General features: G+C 71.9%; 19 protein-coding genes. 9 read left to right on the top strand and 10 right to left on the bottom strand.

The genetic code is table 11. From position 1 onward, the window contains the following. Positions 1-20: 20 nt before the first annotated feature. The 6 genes from J8403_RS23655 to J8403_RS23630 all read left to right on the top strand — a co-directional run bounded on the left by J8403_RS23655 (position 21) and on the right by J8403_RS23630 (position 4,964). Entirely contained in the window at positions 21-1,853 is a 1,833-nt protein-coding gene (locus J8403_RS23655; RefSeq protein WP_211124907.1) for a phosphatidylglycerol lysyltransferase domain-containing protein, read from the top strand. A 34-nt stretch (positions 1,854-1,887) separates the two neighbouring features. Next, entirely contained in the window at positions 1,888-2,766 is an 879-nt protein-coding gene (gene folP / locus J8403_RS23650; RefSeq protein WP_211124906.1) for a dihydropteroate synthase, read from the top strand. Next, complete coding sequence (locus tag J8403_RS23645) at positions 2,763-3,248, top strand: nuclear transport factor 2 family protein (RefSeq protein WP_014061652.1); 486 nt, start codon at positions 2,763-2,765, stop codon at positions 3,246-3,248. Before folP ends, J8403_RS23645 begins: the two co-directional genes overlap by 4 nt. Before the next feature lie 207 nt (positions 3,249-3,455). Next, a complete protein-coding gene (folB, locus tag J8403_RS23640; protein ID WP_246585950.1) occupies positions 3,456-3,815 on the top strand; it encodes a dihydroneopterin aldolase in 360 nt (119 codons plus the stop codon). Continuing rightward, on the top strand, positions 3,812-4,405 hold the full coding sequence (gene folK, locus J8403_RS23635) for a 2-amino-4-hydroxy-6-hydroxymethyldihydropteridine diphosphokinase (protein ID WP_211124904.1): 594 nt from the start codon (positions 3,812-3,814) through the stop codon (positions 4,403-4,405). The genes folB and folK overlap by 4 nt, the downstream gene beginning before the upstream one ends. 61 nt (positions 4,406-4,466) lie before the next feature. Next, complete coding sequence (locus J8403_RS23630; protein ID WP_211124903.1) at positions 4,467-4,964, top strand: DUF3180 domain-containing protein; 498 nt, start codon at positions 4,467-4,469, stop codon at positions 4,962-4,964. A gap of 93 nt (positions 4,965-5,057) precedes the next feature. On the opposite strand, the gene folE is transcribed toward J8403_RS23630, so the two are convergent. The 6 genes from folE to dacB all read right to left on the bottom strand — a co-directional run bounded on the left by folE (position 5,058) and on the right by dacB (position 12,868). Next, positions 5,058-5,663 (bottom strand): GTP cyclohydrolase I FolE, encoded by a 606-nt coding sequence (folE, locus tag J8403_RS23625; RefSeq protein ID WP_211124902.1) that lies wholly within the window; start codon positions 5,661-5,663, stop codon positions 5,058-5,060. 127 nt (positions 5,664-5,790) lie between these two features. Next, the gene (ftsH, locus tag J8403_RS23620; protein ID WP_211124901.1) at positions 5,791-7,833 is read right to left on the bottom strand and encodes an ATP-dependent zinc metalloprotease FtsH; all 2,043 of its coding nucleotides are present in this window, start codon (positions 7,831-7,833) and stop codon (positions 5,791-5,793) included. Positions 7,834-8,078: 245 nt separating this feature from the next. Next, positions 8,079-8,618, bottom strand: coding sequence for a hypoxanthine phosphoribosyltransferase (hpt, locus tag J8403_RS23615; protein WP_211128393.1), 540 nt, complete (start codon positions 8,616-8,618; stop codon positions 8,079-8,081). Positions 8,619-8,679: 61 nt separating this feature from the next. After that, positions 8,680-9,783, bottom strand: a complete 1,104-nt coding sequence (gene tilS, locus J8403_RS23610) for a tRNA lysidine(34) synthetase TilS (RefSeq protein WP_211124900.1) — start codon at positions 9,781-9,783, stop codon at positions 8,680-8,682. A gap of 203 nt (positions 9,784-9,986) precedes the next feature. Then, a complete protein-coding gene (locus J8403_RS23605; protein WP_211124899.1) occupies positions 9,987-11,129 on the bottom strand; it encodes a zinc-dependent metalloprotease in 1,143 nt (380 codons plus the stop codon). A 140-nt stretch (positions 11,130-11,269) separates the two neighbouring features. Continuing rightward, positions 11,270-12,868, bottom strand: coding sequence for a D-alanyl-D-alanine carboxypeptidase/D-alanyl-D-alanine endopeptidase (dacB, locus tag J8403_RS23600; protein WP_211124898.1), 1,599 nt, complete (start codon positions 12,866-12,868; stop codon positions 11,270-11,272). An 86-nt stretch (positions 12,869-12,954) separates the two neighbouring features. Between dacB and J8403_RS23595 the strand changes: the two genes are divergently transcribed. Then, positions 12,955-13,446, top strand: a complete 492-nt coding sequence (locus tag J8403_RS23595; protein WP_014061662.1) for an inorganic diphosphatase — start codon at positions 12,955-12,957, stop codon at positions 13,444-13,446. Positions 13,447-13,785: 339 nt separating this feature from the next. On the opposite strand, the gene J8403_RS23590 is transcribed toward J8403_RS23595, so the two are convergent. From J8403_RS23590 to J8403_RS23580, 3 genes are all read right to left on the bottom strand, one after another. After that, positions 13,786-15,492 (bottom strand): threonine/serine exporter family protein, encoded by a 1,707-nt coding sequence (locus J8403_RS23590; protein WP_211124897.1) that lies wholly within the window; start codon positions 15,490-15,492, stop codon positions 13,786-13,788. A 268-nt stretch (positions 15,493-15,760) separates the two neighbouring features. Beyond that, the gene (locus J8403_RS23585; RefSeq protein WP_211124896.1) at positions 15,761-16,468 is read right to left on the bottom strand and encodes a DedA family protein; all 708 of its coding nucleotides are present in this window, start codon (positions 16,466-16,468) and stop codon (positions 15,761-15,763) included. 193 nt (positions 16,469-16,661) lie between these two features. Continuing rightward, a complete protein-coding gene (locus J8403_RS23580; RefSeq protein WP_211124895.1) occupies positions 16,662-17,453 on the bottom strand; it encodes a MerR family transcriptional regulator in 792 nt (263 codons plus the stop codon). Between the two features lie 124 nt (positions 17,454-17,577). Between J8403_RS23580 and leuE the strand changes: the two genes are divergently transcribed. Continuing rightward, entirely contained in the window at positions 17,578-18,276 is a 699-nt protein-coding gene (gene leuE / locus J8403_RS23575) for a leucine efflux protein LeuE (RefSeq protein ID WP_211124894.1), read from the top strand. Between the two features lie 67 nt (positions 18,277-18,343). Beyond that, a complete protein-coding gene (gene gad / locus J8403_RS23570; protein WP_211124893.1) occupies positions 18,344-19,756 on the top strand; it encodes a glutamate decarboxylase in 1,413 nt (470 codons plus the stop codon). A 33-nt stretch (positions 19,757-19,789) separates the two neighbouring features. Here gad and J8403_RS23565 read toward each other — a convergent pair whose 3' ends face one another. Then, entirely contained in the window at positions 19,790-21,226 is a 1,437-nt protein-coding gene (locus tag J8403_RS23565; protein ID WP_211124892.1) for a hypothetical protein, read from the bottom strand. Positions 21,227-21,250 lie beyond the last annotated feature (24 nt).

Genomic DNA, 21,250 nt, shown 5'->3' with positions numbered 1-21,250 from the left:
CCGAAGCGACGGGAATGCAGATGCCTGACAGTCAAGATGCCGAAACGTCCGGAGAGGTTCCCCACCGGATACGGCGCCTGCTGCGCGGCCCGAGGCCTGAGGCGATGCCCACGGTCGTCGGCACCGCCTGCACGCTCATCGGGCTGATGGACATCGTCTTCCCCCGGCTGCGCCACAGCAGGGTGCACGCGCTGGCCGAGCTGCTGCCGGGCGCCGTGAGCTCCCTGGCCGCCGCCGCCTCGATCGTGGTCGGTCTGCTGCTGCTGATGCTGGCCCACGGCCTCAAACGGCGTAAGCGGCGGGCCTGGGTCGCCGCCGTGGCGCTGCTGCCCGTCGGCGCGGCCGCCCAGCTGCTCTACCGCCACTCGGTCATCGGCATGGTCCTCTCCCTCGTCCTCATGGGGGTGCTGATCCGCTACCGCGCCGAGTTCGCGGCACTGCCCGATCCGCGCAGCCGCTGGATGGCGCTGGCCAACTTCGTCGTCATGGGCGCGGTCAGCGTCACCGTGGGCCTGCTCATCGTCCGTTCGCATCCGGACGCCATCGAAGGAAGCCCGTCGCTCAGCGAGCAGCTGGAACACGTCCTGTGGGGCCTGTTCGGCTTCGAGGGGCCGGTCGACTACCGCCACGGCGCGGACTACACCGTCGGCTACTCGCTCGGCGCGCTCGGCCTGCTGACCGTCGCCACCACCGCCTATCTCGCCTTCCGCCCCGAGCACCCCGCCGCCCGCCTCACCCCCGGGGACGAAGAGCGGCTGCGGGAGCTGCTCGCCGCCCACGGGCGCCGCGACTCACTCGGCCACTTCGCGCTCCGCCGCGACAAGGCCGTGGTCTTCTCCCCCAGCGGCAAGGCCGCGGTCTGCTACCGCGTGGTCTCCGGGGTGATGCTCGCCAGCGGCGACCCGGTCGGCGACGTCGAGGCATGGCCCGGCGCGATCGCCTGCTTCATGGAGGAGGCTCGGGCCCACTCCTGGACCCCGGCGGTGATGGGCTGCAGCGAGACCGGCGGCGAGGTGTGGACCCGGGAGACCGGCCTGGACGCGCTCGAACTCGGCGACGAGGCCATCGTCGATGTGGCGGACTTCACCCTGTCCGGGCGCGCGATGCGCAACGTACGCCAGATGGTCAAGCGGATCGAGCGGGCCGGCTACCAGACCCGGGTGCGGCGCGCCGCCGACCTGGGCCCCGAGGAGCTGGAGGCCATCCGGCGCGCCGCCGCCGACTGGCGGGGCACCGACACCGAGCGCGGCTTCTCGATGGCGCTGGGCCGGATCGGCGACCCGGCGGACGGGGACGCGGTCATCGCCACCGCCCACAAGGCCGCCGGCGAGGGCGCCGAGGAGGGTCCGTACGGGGATCTCAAGGCCGTGCTGCACTTCGTGCCGTGGGGCGCGGACGGAATGTCGCTGGAGCTGATGCGGCGCGACCGCAGCGCCGACCCGGGCATGAACGAGCTGCTGATCGTGGCCGCCCTGCAGGCCGCCCCCGAGCTGGGCGTGGAGCGGGTGTCGCTGAACTTCGCGATGTTCCGCTCGGCGCTGGCGCGCGGCGAGAAGCTGGGCGCGGGCCCGGTGCTGCGCGGCTGGCGGGCGCTGCTGGTGTTCCTCTCCCGCTGGTTCCAGATCGAGTCGCTGTACAAGTTCAACGCCAAGTTCCAGCCGCGCTGGGAGCCGCGCTTCGTGGTCTTCCGCAACACCCGCGACCTGCCCCGGATCGGCCTGGCCGCGATGCAGGCCGAGGGCTTCGTCTCGCTGGCCCTGCCGCGGCTGCTGCGCCGCGGACCGCGCCCCGAGCCCCGGCCCTGCGCCCATCGGCAGCTGGCCGACGGGCGGGGGCTGCAGCAGGTGGCCTGATCCAGAACACACCCCCTACGCCTAGGCTGGGCACATGAGCACGTTGCATGGGCGGGGCCGGGTGGCCGGACTGCCGGAGTGGGACCGGTGCGCGGTGATGGGCGTGGTGAACGTCACACCGGACTCCTTCTCCGACGGCGGCCGGTGGTTCGACACCGAACTGGCCGTCAAGCACGGTCTCGATCTGGTCGCCGCCGGGGCCGACCTGGTGGACGTCGGCGGTGAGTCGACCCGGCCCGGCGCCGCGCGCGTCGACGAGGCCGAGGAGCTGCGCCGGGTGATCCCCGTCGTCCGGGAGCTGGCCGCGAGCGGCGCCGTGATCAGCGTGGACACCATGCGGGCCGCGGTGGCCGAGCGGGCCGTGGCGGCCGGGGCCCGGCTGGTCAACGACGTCAGCGGCGGCGGCGCCGACCCCGCGATGGTGCCCGTGGTGGCCGCGGCGGGGGTGCCGTTCGTGGTGATGCACTGGCGCGGCCAGTCGATCGACATGAACAACCGAGCGGTGTACGCGGACGTGGTCGGCGAGGTCGTCGCCGAGCTGCGCGGCAGCCTGGAGCAGGCCGTCGCGGGCGGTATCGACCCGGAGCGGATCGTGATCGACCCGGGACTGGGCTTCGCCAAGGACGCCGGGCACGACCTGACGCTGGTCGCCCATCTGTCCGCGCTGCGGGAGCTGGGCCGGCCGCTGCTGGTGGCGGCCTCCCGCAAGCGGTTCCTGGGGCGCGTCCTGGCCGGTGACGGGGGCAGCCCGCCGCCGGCCCGGGAGCGGGACGCCGCCACGGCGGCGGTCACCGCCCTCGCGGCGCGCGAAGGCGCCTGGGCCGTCCGGGTGCACGAGGTACGGGCCAGCGCGGACGCGGTGCGCGTGGTGCGGGCCATCGAGCGGGCCGAAAACACGGCGGGAGCGCTGTGACTTCCCTTACGGACAACGAACGTGTGGCGCAGGTGAACACCGCGCTGTACGACGCCATGGAGCAGGGCGACCACACCACGCTGCAGCGGCTGTGGCTGGACTCCCCCGACACCGAGGTGTCCTGTGTCCACCCGGGCTGGCCGGTGCTGCGCGGCCGGGGCGAGGTGCTCCGCTCCTATGCGCTGATCATGGCCAACACGGACTACATCCAGTTCTTCCTGACCGATGTCGAGGTGTCGGTGATGGCCGACACCGCCCTGGTGACCTGCACCGAGAACATCCTCAGCGGCGCCCCCGCGGAGGAGGAGGGCCAGCTCGGCCCGCTGGTGGGCCAGCTGGTCGTGGCCACGAATGTGTTCCGCCGCACGGAGGACGGCTGGAAGGTCTGGTCGCACCACGGCTCCCCGGTGCTCGCGGAGAGTGACGACGAGGAGCCGGGCGGTCCCGAAGGCCCCGCCGACGACGGGTTGTTGCCGGGCTGACCCGACCCCGTTCGAGCCCCGCGAGGCGGGGGTAGAAGGCTGTGGCGCGGAGCGTCGGCAGCCGGCACCGTCCACCCCATGGGCGAATGCCGCCGGGGCCCGCAGGTAGATTGCGAGGCAGGTACCCCCGCAGACGGCAGGGGACGGGTGGTGCGCTCCGGCCAGGAGGGCGTGCCCGCGTACCGACGACCAGCAGGAGTGATTCAGGTGGATCGTGTCGCGCTGCGCGGCCTGAAGGCTCGCGGGCACCACGGCGTGCTACCCCATGAGCGCGAGGAGGGCCAGGACTTCGTCGTGGACCTCGTGCTCGGCCTGGACACTCGGCCCGCCGCGGCCGACGACGACCTCGGCAGGACCGTGCACTACGGCGTGGTGGCGGAAGAGGTCGTGGCCGTGGTACGGGGTGAGCCGGTCGATCTGATCGAGACGCTGGCCGAACGGATCGCGGACCGGTGCCTCAAGCACGACGTGGTACAGGAGGTCGAGGTCGTGGTGCACAAGCCCCAGGCCCCGATCACCGTGCCCTTCGACGACGTGACCATCACCATCACCCGGAGCCGAGTATGAGCAGCAGCGACCCGACCGTGCAGCCCGTTCCCATCTCCGTGGTGGAGCAGGTGGACGCCGCCGATGTGACGTTGAGCAACCCCAAACGAGCGGTGATCTCGCTCGGCAGCAATCTGGGCAACCGCCTGGAGACCCTCCAGGGCGCCATCGACGCCCTGGAGGACACCCCGGGCCTGCGGGTCAAGGCCGTATCGCCGGTGTACGAGACGGACCCGTGGGGCGTGGAGCCCGGCACCCAGGCCACGTACTTCAACGCGGTGGTGCTGATCAAGACGACGCTGCCGCCGTCCTCCCTGCTGGAGCGCGGCCACGCGATCGAGGAGGCGTTCGAGCGGGTGCGGGACGAGCGCTGGGGCCCGCGCACCATCGACGTGGACATCGTGGCGTACCAGGACGTGGTGTCCGACGACCCCCAGCTGACCCTGCCGCATCCGCGCGCCCATGAGCGCGCCTTCGTGCTGGTGCCGTGGAACGACGTGGATCCGCAGGCCGAGGTCCCCGGGCACGGGGCGGTCGCGGGGCTGCTGGCCGCGATGGGCCAGGAAGGTGTCCGGGTCCGCACCGATCTGGAACTGCGACTGCCCGAGTAGACGTTGATCCGGATAGGTTCCGGACACGTTGGCACGTACTGAATTGAGGGGCGACCGCTCGGTGAAGCAACTTCGGATCGGGGTGCTGGTCGGGCTGTTCGCCGTGGCCGGTGTGGTGTCGTGGGCGGGCGCCCGGCTGTGGGACACGTTCGGGTCGCTGCCGAGCGTCCCGGTGGCCGCGCCGATCGTGCTGGCCCTGATCGCGGTCGTGCTGGCCGCCACCGCGCTGTCGCTGCGGTCCCGGCTGCGCGCCCAGCGCGAGCGGCAGCCGGGCGCCAAGGGCGTGGACCCGATGGTGGCCGCCCGTGCGGTGGTCTTCGGGCAGGCCAGCGCGCTGGTGTCGGCGCTGGTCGCGGGGATGTACGGCGGGGCGGGCGTCTTCCTGGCCATGGAGCAGCTCGATGTGCCCGCCCGCCGGGATCAGGCGATCTACGCCGGGGCGTCGGTGCTGGCGGCCGCGGGGGTGGTGGCGGCCGCGTTCTTCCTGGAGCGGGTCCTCAAGCTCCCGGAGGACGACGACAACGACGGGAACGGCCCGAGCGCCGCGGCCCGCGCCTGAGGCGCGGCAGCGGCCCGAAGCCCACCAGCCGACCCGTACGGGCCCGTCACGCCGGGCCGGGGCTTCTGCCCGGCCCGAGGCGACCGGAGCCGCTCAGCGGGCCATGATGAGGCTCATCGCCTCGGCCCGGGTCGCCGGGTCGCGCAGCTGGCCGCGGACGGCCGAGGTGAGGGTCTTGGCGCCGGGCTTGCGCACTCCGCGCATGGTCATGCACATGTGCTCGCACTCGACCACCACGATCACCCCGCGCGGCTCCAGTATCCGCATCAGGGATTCGGCGATCTGAGTGGTCAGCCGCTCCTGGACCTGGGGGCGGCGGGCGAAGACATCGACCAGCCGGGCCAGCTTGGACAGCCCGGTGATCTTGCCGTCGTGGGACGGGATGTAGCCCACATGGGCCACGCCCACGAAGGGCACCAGGTGGTGCTCGCAGGACGACATCACCTCGATGTCCTTGACCAGCACCATCTCGTCATGGCCCAGGTCGAAGGTGGTGGTCAGGACGTCCTCGGGCTCCTGGCGCAGCCCCGCGAAGATCTCCTTGTACGCCCGGGCCACCCGGCCCGGCGTCTCGCGCAGCCCCTCCCGGTCGGGGTCCTCGCCAACGGCGATCAGCAGCTCGCGGATCGCGTTCTCGGCGCGCTTCTCGTCGAACACGCCAATGGGGCTCTCGCCGTCCAGCATCACCGGGTCGGTCATGGAGCTGCCTCGTTCCTCACATACACACAACGAACGCGTAAATGCCGCGTTCACCAGGCTAGAACCTGGTGGACGCGGCATTCATTCCGGGGCCACCGGGGACGGAAACCGCCCCCGGTGGCGGGGATCAGCTCTCGGAACCGGAGCCCGAGCCCTCGGGACGCTCGGTGGCGTCCTCCGGGGTGGTGCTCTTGGTCAGCGAAGCCGCCGAGGTGGGCTGGGCACCGTTGGCCGGGGCCAGCTCCTTGGGGGAGAGCACCGGCGGACGGGTGGAGGGCGTACGCCGCGAGGAGCCGGTCCACGCCGGGCGGGCCGGGCGCTTGACGACCGGGGCGAAGATCTCGGCGATCTCCTCCTTGTTCAGCGTCTCCCTCTCCAGCAGCGCCAGCACCAGGTTGTCCAGGACGTCCCGGTTCTCGACGAGAATCTCCCACGCCTCGTTGTGCGCCGACTCGATGAGCTTCTTGACCTCCTCGTCCACCAGCGCGGCGACCTCTTCCGAGTAGTCGCGCTGGTGAGCCATCTCACGGCCGAGGAAGGGCTCGGAGTTGTCCGAGCCGAACTTGATCGCGCCGAGCCGCTCGGTCATGCCGTACTGCGTGACCATCGCGCGGGCGGTGGTGGTCGCCTTCTCGATGTCGTTGGACGCGCCCGTGGTCGGGTCGTGGAAGACGAGCTCCTCGGCCGCCCGGCCGCCCATCATGTAGGCGAGCTGGTCCAGCATCTCGTTGCGCGTGGTCGAGTACTTGTCCTCGTCCGGCAGGACCATGGTGTAGCCCAGAGCCCGGCCTCTGGAGAGGATCGTGACCTTGTGCACCGGGTCGCTGTTCGGAGAAGCCGCCGCGACCAGGGCGTGACCGCCCTCGTGGTACGCGGTGATCTTCTTCTCCTTGTCGCTCATGATCCGAGTCCGCTTCTGCGGACCGGCCACGACACGGTCGATCGCCTCGTCCAGGAAGTGGTTGTCGATCAGCTTCTTGTCGCTGCGGGCCGTCAGCAGGGCGGCCTCGTTCAGCACGTTCGACAGATCGGCACCGGTGAAGCCGGGGGTGCGACGGGCGACGGCCGACAGGTCGACGTCCGGGGCGACCGGCTTGCCCTTCTGGTGGACCTTGAGGATCTCCAGCCGGCCCTGCATGTCCGGGCGGTCGACCGCGATCTGCCGGTCGAAGCGGCCCGGGCGCAGCAGCGCCGGGTCCAGGATGTCGGGCCGGTTGGTGGCGGCGATCAGGATGACCCCGCCCTTCACATCGAAGCCGTCCATCTCGACGAGCAGCTGGTTCAGCGTCTGCTCGCGCTCGTCATGGCCGCCGCCCATGCCCGCACCGCGGTGCCGGCCGACGGCGTCGATCTCGTCGACGAAGACGATGGCCGGGGCGTTGGTCTTGGCCTGCTCGAACAGGTCGCGGACACGGGAGGCACCCACACCCACGAACATCTCGACGAAGTCGGAGCCGGAGATCGAGTAGAAGGGGACACCCGCCTCGCCCGCGACGGCGCGCGCGAGCAGCGTCTTGCCCGTACCGGGCGGGCCGTAGAGCAGCACACCCTTGGGGATCTTGGCGCCCACGGCCTGGAACTTCGCCGGCTCCTGCAGGAACTCCTTGATCTCCTGGAGCTCCTCGACCGCCTCGTCGGCGCCCGCCACATCGGTGAAGGTCGTCTTCGGCGTGTCCTTGGTGATCAGCTTGGCCTTCGACTTGCCGAAGTTCATCACCCGGGAGCCGCCGCCCTGCATCTGATTCATCAGGAACAGGAAGACCACGACGATCAGCACGAACGGGAGCAGCGAGAGCAGAATCCCGACGAAGGGGTTCTGCTTCGACGTCGAGACGTTGTACCCGTCGGGGATCCCATTGGGCTTCTGGGCATTGGCCTGCAGAGTCTTGGCGAGATCGACGCCCTGGTCACCGATGTAGGTGGCCTGGAGCTTGTCGCTGCCCGAGATCTTGGCGACGTTGTCCTTGAGCTTGATCTTTACCTTGTGCTCGTCGCCGGTCGTCAGTTCGGCGGACTGGACCTGGTTCTGGTTGATCGCCTTGACGACCTGACTGGTGTCCACCGACTTGTAGCCGCCGGACGAGCCGACGACCTGCATCAACACGACCACGGCGAGGACGGCCAGCACGATCCACATGACCGGCCCACGGAAGTAGCGCTTCACGTCCATCCATACGGGGCGAAGCCGCCCCGTCCCTCCTGCCACAGTGAGGCACGGCAGCCCTGGAGGGGCCGCCCGTGCGTGCGGTGTATTTGCGGTGTATGAGCTGTGTAATCCTCAGTCTCGAAAAAGACTGACCTTCGGACGGTACCCCAGCATTGTCACCCGACGCCGCCGTGGACTGTTAACAAAACCGCCTTCCCCTGCTCCAACGGCGGAAAACCCCGCCAGGTTCCCAGGGGCCCGCGGCGCCGTCAGCCGCCGTAGACGTGGGGGGCCAGGGTGCCGACGAACCGCAGGTTCCGGTACTTCTCGGCGTAGTCCAGGCCGTAGCCGACGACGAACTCATTGGGGATGTCGAAGCCGACCCACTTCACCTTGATGGCGACCTTGGCCGCCTCCGGCTTGCGCAGCAGGGTGCAGACGTTCAGCGAGGCCGGCTCACGCGAGCCCAGGTTCGACAGCAGCCACGACAGCGTCAGTCCGGAGTCGATGATGTCCTCGACGATCAGGACGTGTTTGCCCTTGATGTCGGTGTCCAAGTCCTTCAGGATACGCACCACCCCGGAGGACTGGGTGCCCGCGCCGTAGGACGACACGGCCATCCAGTCCATGGTGACCGGCGTGGACAGGGCACGTGCCAGATCCGCCATCACCATGACCGCGCCCTTGAGCACGCCGACGATCAGCAGATCCTTGCCCGCGTACTCCTCGTCGATGGCGGCCGCCAGCTCGGCCAGCTTCGCGTTGATCTCATCCTCGGTGATGAGGACCGACTTCAGGTCGGTACCCATGTCCTTGTCGTCCACCCGCGCCACTCTCGTTCGACGTACCGGCTCATCTGGCTCGGGCGGATCAGCCCTGCCGGATGACCAGTCTGCCACCCTCACGGCGGACCTCGACGCGGCCGGGGAGGTTGATGGCCCGCTGCCCCCGCCAGCCGGTGATCAGCCGGTCCACCTCTTCGATGTGGCGGGCGAAGAGCGAACCGGCCGGCGCGCCCGCGGCGATGGCGGCGCGGCGCAGTACCCGGCGGCGGACGGCGGTGGGCAGTCCGTGCAGGCCGACGGTGTCGAGATGCACGGCCTGCGCACCACCGGCCGCCGCCGGTGCGGTGGTCATCACATCGGCCTCGGCGCGGGCGGCCCAGGCGTCGAGTGCGTCGGCGTCGTCACGGGAGAGCTGGGCGGTGCGGGCGAGCGCCTCGACGACGCCCTTGCCCAGCGCCTTCTCCAGGATGGGCAGCGCCTCGTGGCGGACCCGGGAGCGGGTGTAGGAGGGGTCCGCGTTGTGCGGGTCGTCCCAGACGGGCAGCGACTGGGCCAGGCACGCCTCGCGGACCGTGTGCCGGTCCAGCTGGAGGAAGGGGCGGCGGTAGCGGCCGTCGGCCCCGGAGACCCAGGCCATCCCGGACAGCGAGCGGGTGCCGGAGCCGCGGGCGAGGCCCAGCAGAACCGTCTCGGCCTGGTCGTCACGGGTGTGGCCGAGCAGCACGGCGGTGGCGCCGTGGCGCTCGGCGGCGGCGTCCAGCGCGGCGTAGCGGGCGTCCCGGGCGGCGGCCTCGGGGCCGCCACCGCGGCCGACGGACACGGCGATCGCCTCGACCGGCGCCAGGCCCAGCGCCCGCATCCGGTCGGCGACCTCGGCGGCGCGGACGTCGGAGCCCTGCTGCAGGCCGTGGTCGACGGTGACCCCGCCGGCGCGCAGGCCGGCCCGTGGGGCCTCGAAGGCCAGGGCGGAGGCGAGCGCCATGGAGTCGGCACCGCCGGAGCAGGCGGCGAGCACGAGGGGCGCGTCGTCGCGCGGGGCGGAGCCGCGGGGGGCGGGGGCCGAACGCGTCGAGGGCGAAGAGGCGGCGGAGGGCGAGCAGGAGGACGCGGCCGAGTGGGCGACGAGGACGTCGTGGAGGACGCGGCGGACCGCGAGGCGTATCGCGGCGACCGCTGGATGGGGACCCATGTCCGTTTCCCATCTGTCATTCGAGGGGGTGCCTCGGGGGGTGCGAGGAGTCACGCGGCGTTTCGTCACGCTGCGTATGTAGATGGTGACAGAAGCGAGCTGTTCCCCGAGCATCGCACGCCTACCCGTCGCCAACGGTCCCTCGGACGAGTGATTAAAGGGGGCGTTCGTCCGTTTCCGCGTGTGCCGGGAGTGTGCCGGTTCTAGGACTCCGCCTTACGGTGCACCCGCGCGACCCACTCGGCGGGTTTGCTGATCTCCGCCTTGGTCGGGAGGGTATTGGGCGAGGTCCAGACGCGGTTGAAGCCCTCCATGCCGACCTCGTTCACCACGGCCCGGACGAATCGCTCACCGTCACGGTACTGCCGCAGCTTGGCGTCGAGCCCCAGCAGCTTGCGCAGCGCCTGGTCGAGCCGGCCCGCGCCGCTGGCCCGGCGCTTCTGGAACTTCTCCCGGATCTCCGCGACGGACGGCACGACCTCCGGTCCCACCCCGTCCATGACGTAGTCGGCGTGGCCCTCCAGCAGCGACATCGCCGCGGTCAGCCGGGCCAGGATCTCCCGCTGGGCCGGGGTCTGGACCAGCTCGATGATGCTGGGCGCGCCGCCCCCGTCCGGCTCGTCCCGCTCGTCACCGGGACGGCCGCCGCCGCTCAGCGACTGGAAGGCCTCGCGGACCCGCTCCAGCAGGGTGGCCGGGTCCACGTCGGTCTCGCCGAGGAACGCCTGGATCTCGGACTCGATGTGGTCGCGCAGCCACGGCACGGCGGTGAACTGGGTGCGGTGGGTCTCCTCGTGCAGCGAGACCCACAGCCGGAAGTCGTGCGGGGCCACGTCGAGTTCGCGCTCCACATGGACGATGTTGGGCGCCACCAGCAGCAGCCGGCCGCCGCCCGGGGAGCCGGGCAGCTCGCGGGTCGCGGGCGCGAAGGTCTCGTACTGGCCGAGCACCCGGGAGGCCAGGAAGGACAGCAGCATCCCCAGCTCGACGCCGGTCACCTTGCCGCCGACCGCGCCCAGCACCGCCCCGCCGGGCAGTCCGCCGCGCCGGTCCTGCATCTTGCCGAGCAGCGGTTTGAGGATCTGCCGGAAGCCCGCCACATTGGCCTTGATCCAGCCCGCGCGGTCGACGACGAGCACGGGGGTGTCCGAGGCCGGGCCGCCGGAGACGGCCATCCGGGTGAACGCGCGGACGTGCTCCTCCGAGGACTTGGCGTGCCGCCGCAGCTCCGCGACGACGGCACGCGCCTCGTCGCGACTCACCTCGGGCCCGGGGCGCACCAGCCGGGTCGCGGTCGCGACCGCGAGGTTCCAGTCGACCATCTCCACACCACCGATGCTCGTCATGGCTTCACGGTACGTGGCCCGCGCCCCATCCGGGAGGACACCGAGGTCCGCACAGGCGGCCGCCCCGCTCCCGCGTCACCCTCGTGGCCTTACGGCGGCCACCGTGGCGTGGCCGCCGCGCGTCCGGGCCGCCCTCGCGCTCAGCGGCAGCCGCAGTTGGCGAGGGCCGAGGCCATCCGGTCCAGGGCGCGCTGGGCGCCGTCGGCGTCGGTGGTGCCGTTGGTCATGAACGCGAAGACCAGCAGCCGGCCGTCCGCGTCCACGACCGAGCCCGCGAGGCTGTTGACCCCGGTGAGGGTGCCGGTCTTGGCGCGGACCACGCCCCGGCCGACCGCGTCCTGGGCGTAGCGGGTGCGCAGGGTGCCGCTGAACCCGGCCACCGGCAGCCCGGTGAGCAGCGACCGCAGTTGGGGGTGGTCGCGGTCGGCGGCGCGCACCAGCACCTGGGAGAGCAGCCCGGCGGACACATGGTCGGCGCGGTCGAGCCCGCTGCCGTCGGCGATCCGGGCACCGTCCAGCGGCAGCCCGAGCTTGCGCAGCCGCTGGGTCACGGCCTTCGCCCCGCCCGCGAAGCTGGCGGGGCTGCCGGCCGCGAGGGCGGTCTGCCGGGACAGGGCCTCCGCGATGTCGTTGTCGCTGGTGGTCAGCATCCGCTCGACGAGCGAGGACAGCGGCTGGGAGCGGACGGAGGCCACCGTACGGGCGCCCTTGGCGGCCGTACGCGAACGGGGCTCGCCCGTCACCTCGACACCGCGGTCGCGCAGCATCGACGCGAAGGTGCCGGCCGCGTCGGCGGCCGGGTCCTCGGCGCGCGGGGCCGGGCCGTGGTCGCTGTCGTCCTTACGGCCCTCGTCGGCCATCAGGGGGACGACGGGCGAGAGGTTCTCGTTGGGGCCGATCGGGTGGAGCTTCGGCCCGGAGTAGAGCGAGGTGTCGTAGCCGAGCCGGTACGGGCCCGTGCCGGCCTTCTTGAGCGCGCGGGCCGTGTCATCGGCCAACTGGCGCAGTGCGGCGGGGTGGTCGTCCCCCTTGACGGCCCGCGCGGTGAGCGTGGGGTCGCCGCCGCCGACCAGCACGATGTCGCGCTTGCCCGCGCCCGCCACGACGCTGGTCCTGATGCGGTGGTCCGGGCCGAGGGCGGAGAGGGCCGCGGCACCGGTCGCCAGCTTGATCGTCGAGGCGGGGACCGTGGCCGTGCCCGCCTTGCTGCCGAACACCTGCTGACCGGTGGTCACGTCCATCACCGCCACCGAGCGCTCATCGCCCAACGCGGGATCCTCCAGCAGCGGTTCCAGCGTGTCGGCGAGCCCCGCCCCGGTGGGCGGTGGCACGGCGTCCCCACCGCTGTCCGGCGACGTGGGCGCGGGGCGCGCGCCGAGCGCGGCCAGCACGGGCGAGGCGCTGGGCGCGGGCCGCCCCGGACCGCCGTCCCGCCCGCCGCCCGGGGCCCGGTCCTCGGCGGCGCGGGCGCGTTCGGCCGTCCGCTGTCCGCCGTCCCAGGGCCCGGCCACGAGCACGGACACCACGGCGACCACCAGACCGGTCGCGGCGGAGACCGTCACCAGCTGCCAGGTCCGCTGCCGCTCCCGGGGTGTGCGCCCCCATTCGCGCCGGATACGGGCGCGCACGCGGTCCCATTCGCGCAGCCCGCGACCGCGCACGCGGTCGAATTCGCGTCGCCCACGGCTCAGCCGGTGACTCAGCCACTCCCTGACCTGCCACGATCGGGCTTCAGGCACGACCGACCAGCCCCTTTCGCCACCACACACCTGCGTGGGGGACACTTAATCACCAGACGTATGTGTTGATCATGGAGGAGCCACCCGTGGAGTTCGACGTCACCATCGAGATCCCGAAGGGTTCGCGGAACAAGTACGAGGTGGACCACGAGACGGGTCGCATCCGTCTTGACCGGCGACTCTTCACGTCGACCAGCTACCCCGCGGACTACGGCTTCGTCGAGAACACCCTCGGCGAGGACGGCGATCCGCTGGACGCACTGGTCATTCTCGACGAGCCGACGTTTCCCGGCTGCCTGATCAAGTGCCGCGCCATCGGCATGTTCAGGATGACGGACGAGGCGGGTGGCGATGACAAGCTGCTTTGCGTACCGGCCTCGGACCCCCGGGTGGAGCATCTGCGTGATATTCACCACGTTTCGGAGTTCGATCGCCTGGAAATCCAGCACTTCTTCGAGGTCTACAAGGACCTCGAGCCGGGCAAGTCGGTCGAAGGGGCCAACTGGGTGGGCCGCGCCGAGGCCGAGGCCGAGGTGGAGGCGTCCATCAAGCGCCTCGAGGCCGCCGGCGGCCACTGAGCCCTGAGCACGCGAGGGAGGGCGGGACACCCTGGAGGTGTCCCGCCCTCCAGCGTTTCCGGGCCCCGAACGGCGGCAGCCCCGGGCGAGCACGGCCCCGGCGAGCACGGCCCCGGGCGGGCGGAGGCCCGGGCGAACACGGACCCGGCGAGCACGGACCCCGGGCGAGCGGAGGCCCAGGCGAGCACGGCCCCGGACAGGCGGAGGCCCAGGCGGGCGCGGCTCCGGCGGGCACGACCCCCGGCGGGCGGAGGCCCGGGCGAGCACGGACCCCGGGCGAACACGGACCCGGCGAGCACGGACCCCGGGCGAATACGGACCCGGCGAGCACGGCCCCGGTCAGAAGCCCCTCGTGCGCTTGGCGGCGCGGCGGTCGGAGGGGTCGGCGGTGGCGCCGGGTGTCTTCAGGAAGAGGCGCGCGGCCTCGCCTCCCAGGTTCACCCCTATGGCGATCGCCAGGGCCAGCGCCGCCGCCTGGGTGAGGAACGGAATGCCGCGGTCCAGGTTGCCCTGGGCCAGGGCGAGCAGGCCGAAGTAGGTCGCGCTACCGGGCAGCAGCGGCCCTATCGCCGCCGTGACGTACGGCAGCGCCGAGGCGTACCGATAGCGCGAGAGCAACTGGCCGAAGAGGCCGACCAGCCCCGCCGCCACGGTCGTGGCGGCCACCGGCGGGACGTCGGCGGTATCGGCCAGCGCGGCGTAGACCACCCAGGCGACCCCGCCGTTGAGCGTGGCGAACAGCACGGTGTGACGTTCCTGCTGGAGCAGGATGCAGAAGGTCAGCGCGAGCAGCATCGCCGCCAGGATCTGGATCACCGGCCGCTCCACATGGCGCAGCGCCGCCTCCGGGTTCAGCTTGGCGTCGAGCTGGACGCCCCCGTACAGCACCGTGAGCACCCCGCACACGATGCCCACGATCAGATAGCCCACCTCAAGGAGGCGGGCCGCCGCGGTGATGTAGTAGCCGGTCAGCCCGTCCTGGACGCCCGCGACCAGCGCCCGCCCCGGGATCAGCGCGAACAGCCCACCGGTGATCACGGCGGACGCCTGGAGTCCGGAGTTCAGGAGGCTGAGGGCCACGCCCATCGCGGCCGGCGGCATCGCCGCGGCCACGAACTGGTAGAACTCCGGAAGCCCGCGCCCCGAGGCCAGCCACGCCAGCCGGTCGCCGAGCATCGCGCCGATGGCCGCCGCGAAGAAGACCGGCCAGTCACCGCCGACCAGCATGCTCGCCGCGCCGGCCAGCCCTCCGCCGGCCACGGTGAGCGCCCAGCCGGGGTAGGGGTGACGGTTACGGCGTATCTCGGCGAGCCGCCGGTACGCCTCCTCCAGGGTGAAGTCGTCCTGCGAGGTGATGTCGTCCACCAGCCGGAAGACCGCCGACAGCCGGGTGTAGTCGGTGCCCCGGCGCCGCACGGTCCGGCTGGCGGTGACCGGGTCGTCCACCAGCGAGGGCTGGTAGCTGACCGACAGCAGGGTGAAGGTGACGGTCGGCTCGCAGCGGTCGAGCCCGTACGCGTGCGCCACGCCGAGCATCGCCGCCTCGACGTCCTCGGCCCCCTCGCCGCCCGCGAGCAGCAGCTCGGCGATGCGGAGGGTGAGGTCGAGCACACGCGGCACGGCCGGCCCGGTCTCGTCCTGCTGCTCCACGCGCTCGGGCGTCGGACGCTCGCTGATCGGCATGCGCAGCATCGTGCGCATCCGGTCCTGCCAGGGGGCGTCCTTGGTCAGCCGGACGACGGGGAAGCCGTTCGGCGGGGTGATGGCGGGGAAGCCGCCGGTGGTCTGGTTGTTCTGCGGGGTCTTCACCCCGGGGGGCGGCACGAAGGCCGAGCCCTCGGGTTCGACGGGGGTCTCCGCCGTCAGCCCGTTGGGGACGGCGAACTCCGAGGTCGGGTGCTCGTCCTCGGGCGGAGGCGGCATGGGTATGCCGAGGGGCGGGGTGAAGGCGCTGTGCGCCTCGTCGGACTGGGGCTTCTGGTTCTCCCCCGTGTCCGTGTCCACCGCGCTCGCACCGCGCGGCACCTGCTGACGGTCCGACCTCACGTCTCCTCGCTCCTCACCAGCCCTCCCCGTACGTTCCCAGCAGCCAAGGATGCAGCATCGGCGGCCACCGGAGCCCATTGTGCGGGGCGGTGGCCGCCGAGGGGGAGTGGGGGCGGGTGTGTGTGACGGGCGTAAATGCAGGTGAACGCGGTGCAGGCGGGACGGGAGACGCCGGGGTGGCGGGGAACGCCGGGGTGGCGGGGAACGCCGGGACGCCGGGGAACACCGGGGTGCCGGGACGCTCAGCGGCCGGCCCCGGCGCTCGGCGTCAGCGCTTGGCGTGGCGCCCGCGCGGCCCCTGGTTCGGAGCACCCGAGGCCGGGCCCTGCGGATCCGGCTCCGCGGCGGCCTCCTTCTTCGCCTTGCCGCGGGCCCGGAGGAACTCGATCACGATCGGGATGACCGACAGCAGCACGATCGCGATGAGCATCAGCTCGATGTGCTGATGGACGAAGTCGACCTTCCCGAGCGCCGAGCCCAGCAGGGTGACGCCGGTGCCCCACAGCACGCCGCCGATGATGTTGAAGACGATGAACGAGCGGTAGTTCATCCGGCTCACGCCCGCGATGATCGGCGTGAACGTCCGCACGATGGGCACGAAGCGGGCCAGGATCAGCGACTTCGGCCCGTGCTTCTCGAAGAACTCATGCGCCTTCTCCACGTTCTCCTGTTTGAAGAGCTTGGAGTCGGGGCGCCGGAACAGTGACGGCCCCACCTTCCGGCCGAAGAGATAGCCGACCTGGTCACCGACGATGGCGGCGACCGCGACGGCCACGCACACCAGCCACAGCTCCTGCTTGATCACATCGGTGGTCACCAGCAGGCCGGTGGTGAAGAGCAGCGAGTCGCCCGGCAGGAAGAAGCCGATGAGCAGACCGGACTCCGCGAAAACGATGGCCAGGACACCGAGCAGACCGAACGTTTCGATCAGATAGTCCGGGTCCAGCCACTGAGGGCCGAGCGCGAGGGTGTTCACGGGTGGAAGGCTCCTGGGTCGAGGGAAGCAGGCTCGTGCGAGGCCCGGCCGCAGGGTCGGGGCGGACTCATTTCACGGGGAACATCGACAGTGTTCTCCGCAGTGTGCCGCCCAAAGCTATCAACGCCGTGTGCCTGCCCTTGGTTCCCACCGCGAGGACGCCCGCCCTCGGCCCCACCCTCCAGGGATGCCCCTAGGCCCCAGGGCCCGTCGTTTGGATCAGGCCCTGGCGGTGCCGCTCCGCGTTGGCGAGGATCGCGTCCCGGAGGTAGACGGCCAGCCCCGGCCCGGACTTGTCGATGTTCTCCGTGAAGCGGTGGTCGGAGACGTACATCCGGCCCAGGCAGGTGTGCAGCTCATGGCCGCACTCGTAGTGGTTCCGGCAGATCCACTGCCGGTGCTCCTCGGCCAGCTCCATCGCCGCCTCGGACTCCGGCGGGGTGCCCGCGCCCATCAGCGCGACGAAGCGGTTGTTGATCTCGTCCCCTTCCTCCTGGATCCGCTTCCAGTCCTCCTTGGTGTACGAGGCCGCCCTGCGCTGGGACTCCCTGTACGCCTCGGTGTTGCCCCAGCGCCGCTCGACCTCCTCCTGGTGCTCGTCCGGGTCGAAGTCCCCGAAGACCTCGAACTTCTCCTCGGGGGTCAAATTGATGCCCATCTTCCGTGCCTCCATGGCCTGTTCGACGGCGGCGGCCATCTTCCGCAGCCGCTCGATCCGGTCCGTCAGCAGCTCGAGCTGACGCCGCAGGTGGGCCCGCGGATCGATATCCGGGTCGTCGAGCAGCACCGCCACCTCTTCGAGCGGAAAGCCGAGCTCCCGGTAGAACAGGATCCGCTGCAGCCGGTCGAGGTCGGCGTCGTCGTAACGCCGGTGCCCGGCCGCGCTGCGGGCGCCCGGGCGCAGCAGCCCGATCTCGTCGTAGTGGTGCAGCGTGCGCACCGTGACGCCGGCGAAGCCCGCGACCCGTCCCACGGAATAGCTCATGGCCTGGTCCGCTCTCCTTCAGTTCGGTACGGGTTCCACGGTGCGCCCTCACGTCGCGTGAGGTGCAAGTCCGGATGGCGAAACTCGCTGGGCGGCGCGGCGGGCGGCTGTCATCCTGCCGATTGTGCTGGGGATAACCGATCTTTCGACCTATCTGGCCGGTCTGGCGCTGATCATCCTGCTGCCGGGCCCCAATTCGCTGTACGTGGTGTCGGTCGCGGCCCGCCGCGGCCCCCGTACCGGCTATCGGGCGGCGGCCGGGGTGCTCTGCGGGGACGCCGTGCTGATGGCGCTGTCGGCGGGCGGGGTGGCCTCGCTGCTGAACGCCAGTCCGGTGCTCTTCGCGGTGGTCAAGTTCGCGGGCGCGGGCTATCTGACCTGGCTGGCGGTGGGCATGCTGCGCGGGGCGCGGGCGCTGTGGCGCCGCCGGCCGGGGAGCGCGGACGCGGCCATGGAGTCCGCGGATGCCTCCATGGAGTCGGCGGAGTCGGCGGACGCGGTCAAGGGGTCCGCGGAGGGCGAGCGCCCGTACCGCAGGGCGCTGGTCATCAGCCTGCTGAACCCGAAGGCGATCCTCTTCTTCATCTCCTTCTTCGTGCAGTTCGTGGATCCGGACTACGCCCATCCCGCGCTGTCCTTCCTGGCGCTGGGCGCCTGGGCGCAGTTGTTCAGCATCACCTATCTCTCGGTGCTGATCTTCAGCGGGACGTATCTGGCGGCCACCTTCCGGCGGCGCCGGCGGCTGAGGGCGGGACTCTCGGCGGCCGCGGGCACGGCGTTCCTCGGCTTCGCGGCGAAGCTGTCGCTCAGCAGCGCGGGGTAGCGAGGACGGGCGCGGGGCACGGCGCGGGATCAGGACTTACGCCCGATATGCCCCTAATTTAACGAAGGTGGCTCTTCATAAAGGCACTCGTGGCCGACACGAGAGGGAAGAACGCTCCGAATTCTCCATCAATCCGCTCTACGGCGAGGCCAACCCGGTCAGCGGCATGACCGGCAAACCCCCGCGCCGGCGCCTCCCGGACGGGCCGATGGCGGCCACGACCGCGTATCAGTTCGTCCATGACGAGCTGATGCTGGACGGCAACGCCCGCCAGAACCTCGCCACCTTCGTCACCACGTGGATGGAGCCGCAGGCGGGCAAGCTGATGTCCGACTGCCGCGACAAGAACATGATCGACAAGGATGAGTACCCGCGCACCGCCGAACTGGAGCGGCGGTGCGTGGCCATGCTCGCCCATTTGTGGCACGCACCCGACCCGGACACGGTCGTGGGTTGCTCCACCACGGGGTCGAGCGAGGCGTGCATGCTGGCCGGAATGGCCTTCAAACGGCGCTGGGCCAAGCGGAACCCGGTGAGCTATCCGGCGACCGCCCGCCCCAACCTGGTCATGGGGACCAATGTCCAGGTGTGCTGGGAGAAGTTCTGCAACTTCTGGGAGGTCGAGGCGCGGCAGGTGCCCATGGAGGGCAACCGGTTCCATCTCGACCCCCAGGCCGCCGCCGAGCTGTGCGACGAGAACACCATCGGGGTCGTGGCGATCCTGGGGTCCACCTTCGACGGCTCCTACGAACCCGTCGCCGAGGTGTGCCGGGCGCTGGACGACCTCCAGGAGCGCACGGGACTGGACATCCCGGTGCATGTCGACGGTGCCTCGGGCGCGATGATCGCGCCGTTTCTCGACCAGGACCTGGTATGGGACTTCCAGCTGCCGCGGGTCGCCTCCATCAACGCCTCGGGGCACAAGTACGGCCTGGTCTACCCCGGGGTCGGGTGGGCGCTGTGGCGTACGGCGGACGCGCTGCCCGAGGACCTGGTCTTCCGCGTCGACTACCTGGGCGGCGACATGCCGACGTTCTCGCTCAACTTCTCCCGCCCCGGCGCCCAGGTGGCCGCCCAGTACTACACCTTCGTCCGCCTGGGCCGGGAGGGCTTCCGCGCCGTCCAGCAGAACACCCGCGACGTGGCGCGCTCGCTCGCCGAGCGGATCGAGGCGTTCGGGGACTTCGCCATGCTCAGCCGCGGCGATCAGCTGCCGGTGTTCGCGTTCACCACGGCGGAGGGGGTCGGCACCTTCGATGTCTACGACGTCTCCCGGCGGCTGCGCGAACGCGGCTGGCTGGTGCCCGCGTACACCTTCCCGCCCAATCGGGAGGACCTGTCCGTGCTGCGGGTGGTGTGCCGCAACGGCTTCTCGGAGGACCTCGCCGATCTCTTCCTGAACGACCTGGAGTCGCTGCTGCCGGATCTGCGGTCGCAGCCCGCGCCCCTGGGGAAGGTCGTCAAGGCGTTCCACCACTGAGCCCGGTGTCTCCGGTCCTGGGAACGACGGCGGTCAGCGCGTGCGGGCCGGGGCCCGGAGCAGCTCGGCCCGGCGCCGGACCGCCTCCAGCGCGCCGGGCTTGCGGCCGGGCACTCTGCTCCGCAGCTCCAACAGCGGCGGGGCCAGGGCGCCGGCCCTGGCCCGGTCCTGGACGAACTGCCACTGGTGGTGCGCCCGGTCCACGGCCCCCTCGACCTCGGGATGGCCGACCGGCTCCCCGTTGCCCAGCCGCGCCTCGGCCACCGCGAGCCACAGCTCACAGGCGCGGGCCGGGTCCCCGGCGATACGGGAGAGATCGGCCCGGACCTCCAGCCAGTGGATCGCCTCGTCGGAGCGGGGACCGGCGGTCCGGAGGGCCTCCTGCTCCCAGGCGGCCGCCATCGAGGCGGCCTCGCTGTGCCGCCCCGAGTTGGCCGCCTCGAAGATCGCCGCGTGCGTGGCGGCGAGCGGATCGACCACGGGCGCCCGCCTGGGCGGCGGGGGCAGGGGGGCGTGCGTCGGCTGGGGCGGGCGCAGTGATGGTGGCGCCGGTCGGGGATCGGCGGGGAGGAACGATTCGGGAGGGCCCGGCGGCATGCGCGGCGGCGTGACCGCCACCGCCCCGGCCGCCCCAGCTGCCCCAGCCGACCCGGCTGCCCCAGCCGACCTGGCTGCCCCGGCCGGTCCGGTCCGCCCGGCCCATCCGGCGGCCTCCGGACCAGGAGCGGCCTCCGGGCCAGGAGCGGCGCCCGCGGCCGGATACGCCTCATCCGGCCCGGCGCCGCCCAGCAGCAGCTCGGGGCCGCTGCCCAACCCGGCCTCCACCGCGGCCCGCTGGTGCAGCAGCGCGAGCGGCGGGCGCTCGGCGGCGCCCCGCAGCAGCCCGGCGAACGCCCGGCTGTACTCCGGCGTCGCCATCCCCCGCCTGGGCGGGGCTCCCCGCTTGGGCGGGGCGGGCGCCACCGTGCCGTACAGCGTCAGTCCGGCGGCGAGTCCGGACGGCCCGGCGGCCCTCAGCGGCGGCCACGCCGTCTCGTCGGCCACCAGATCGGCGACCACGACGGTGCTGCCCGGCGGCCGCCGGCCCAGCTCGGCCGCCAGCCAGTGCCAAGGGAGCGCCGTATAGCGGGCGGTCCTCGGCGTCGTACGGGCCAACGCCAGGTGCGGCAGCCGCTGTTTGGCGTCGAGGGTGAGCTGGCCCGCGAGATGGACCAGCACCGGGCCGGGGTGGGCGGCGGCGGTGCGCAGATGCGTCAGCACGGTCTGCGGGTCGGCCGGGTCCACGAGTTGGACGACGCTGGCGCCGCCGGGCGTGCCCAGCAGCGCCGCCGGCGGTACGGCGGCGAGCTGGGGCAGCGCGGCGGCCGCGTCCATCAGTCGCTGTTTGCCGGCCGGGCCGGCGGCGAGCAGCAGGGCGTATCCGGGCCCGCTCGCCGTCTCCGCCCCCGTGCCCGACCTGTCGTTCCCCATATATGCACCGTATCCGCAACCGGC

Source organism: Streptomyces yatensis (assembly GCF_018069625.1).
GTDB lineage: Bacteria > Actinomycetota > Actinomycetes > Streptomycetales > Streptomycetaceae > Streptomyces > Streptomyces yatensis.
This window is presented reverse-complemented; position numbering and strand designations above follow the sequence as displayed.

Excerpts from the sequence above, each read along its gene's own strand:
- J8403_RS23565 (WP_211124892.1), bottom strand. The coding sequence starts at position 21,226 with ATGGGGAACGACAGGTCGGGCACGGGGGCGGAGACGGCGAGCGGGCCC.
- ftsH (WP_211124901.1), bottom strand. The coding sequence starts at position 7,833 with ATGGACGTGAAGCGCTACTTCCGTGGGCCGGTCATGTGGATCGTGCTG.
- J8403_RS23655 (WP_211124907.1), top strand. The coding sequence starts at position 21 with ATGCCTGACAGTCAAGATGCCGAAACGTCCGGAGAGGTTCCCCACCGG.
- folP (WP_211124906.1), top strand. The coding sequence starts at position 1,888 with ATGAGCACGTTGCATGGGCGGGGCCGGGTGGCCGGACTGCCGGAGTGG.
- J8403_RS23580 (WP_211124895.1), bottom strand. The coding sequence starts at position 17,453 with ATGAGCTATTCCGTGGGACGGGTCGCGGGCTTCGCCGGCGTCACGGTG.
- folK (WP_211124904.1), top strand. The coding sequence starts at position 3,812 with ATGAGCAGCAGCGACCCGACCGTGCAGCCCGTTCCCATCTCCGTGGTG.
- folE (WP_211124902.1), bottom strand. The coding sequence starts at position 5,663 with ATGACCGACCCGGTGATGCTGGACGGCGAGAGCCCCATTGGCGTGTTC.
- hpt (WP_211128393.1), bottom strand. The coding sequence starts at position 8,618 with ATGGGTACCGACCTGAAGTCGGTCCTCATCACCGAGGATGAGATCAAC.
- tilS (WP_211124900.1), bottom strand. The coding sequence starts at position 9,783 with ATGGGTCCCCATCCAGCGGTCGCCGCGATACGCCTCGCGGTCCGCCGC.
- J8403_RS23605 (WP_211124899.1), bottom strand. The coding sequence starts at position 11,129 with ATGACGAGCATCGGTGGTGTGGAGATGGTCGACTGGAACCTCGCGGTC.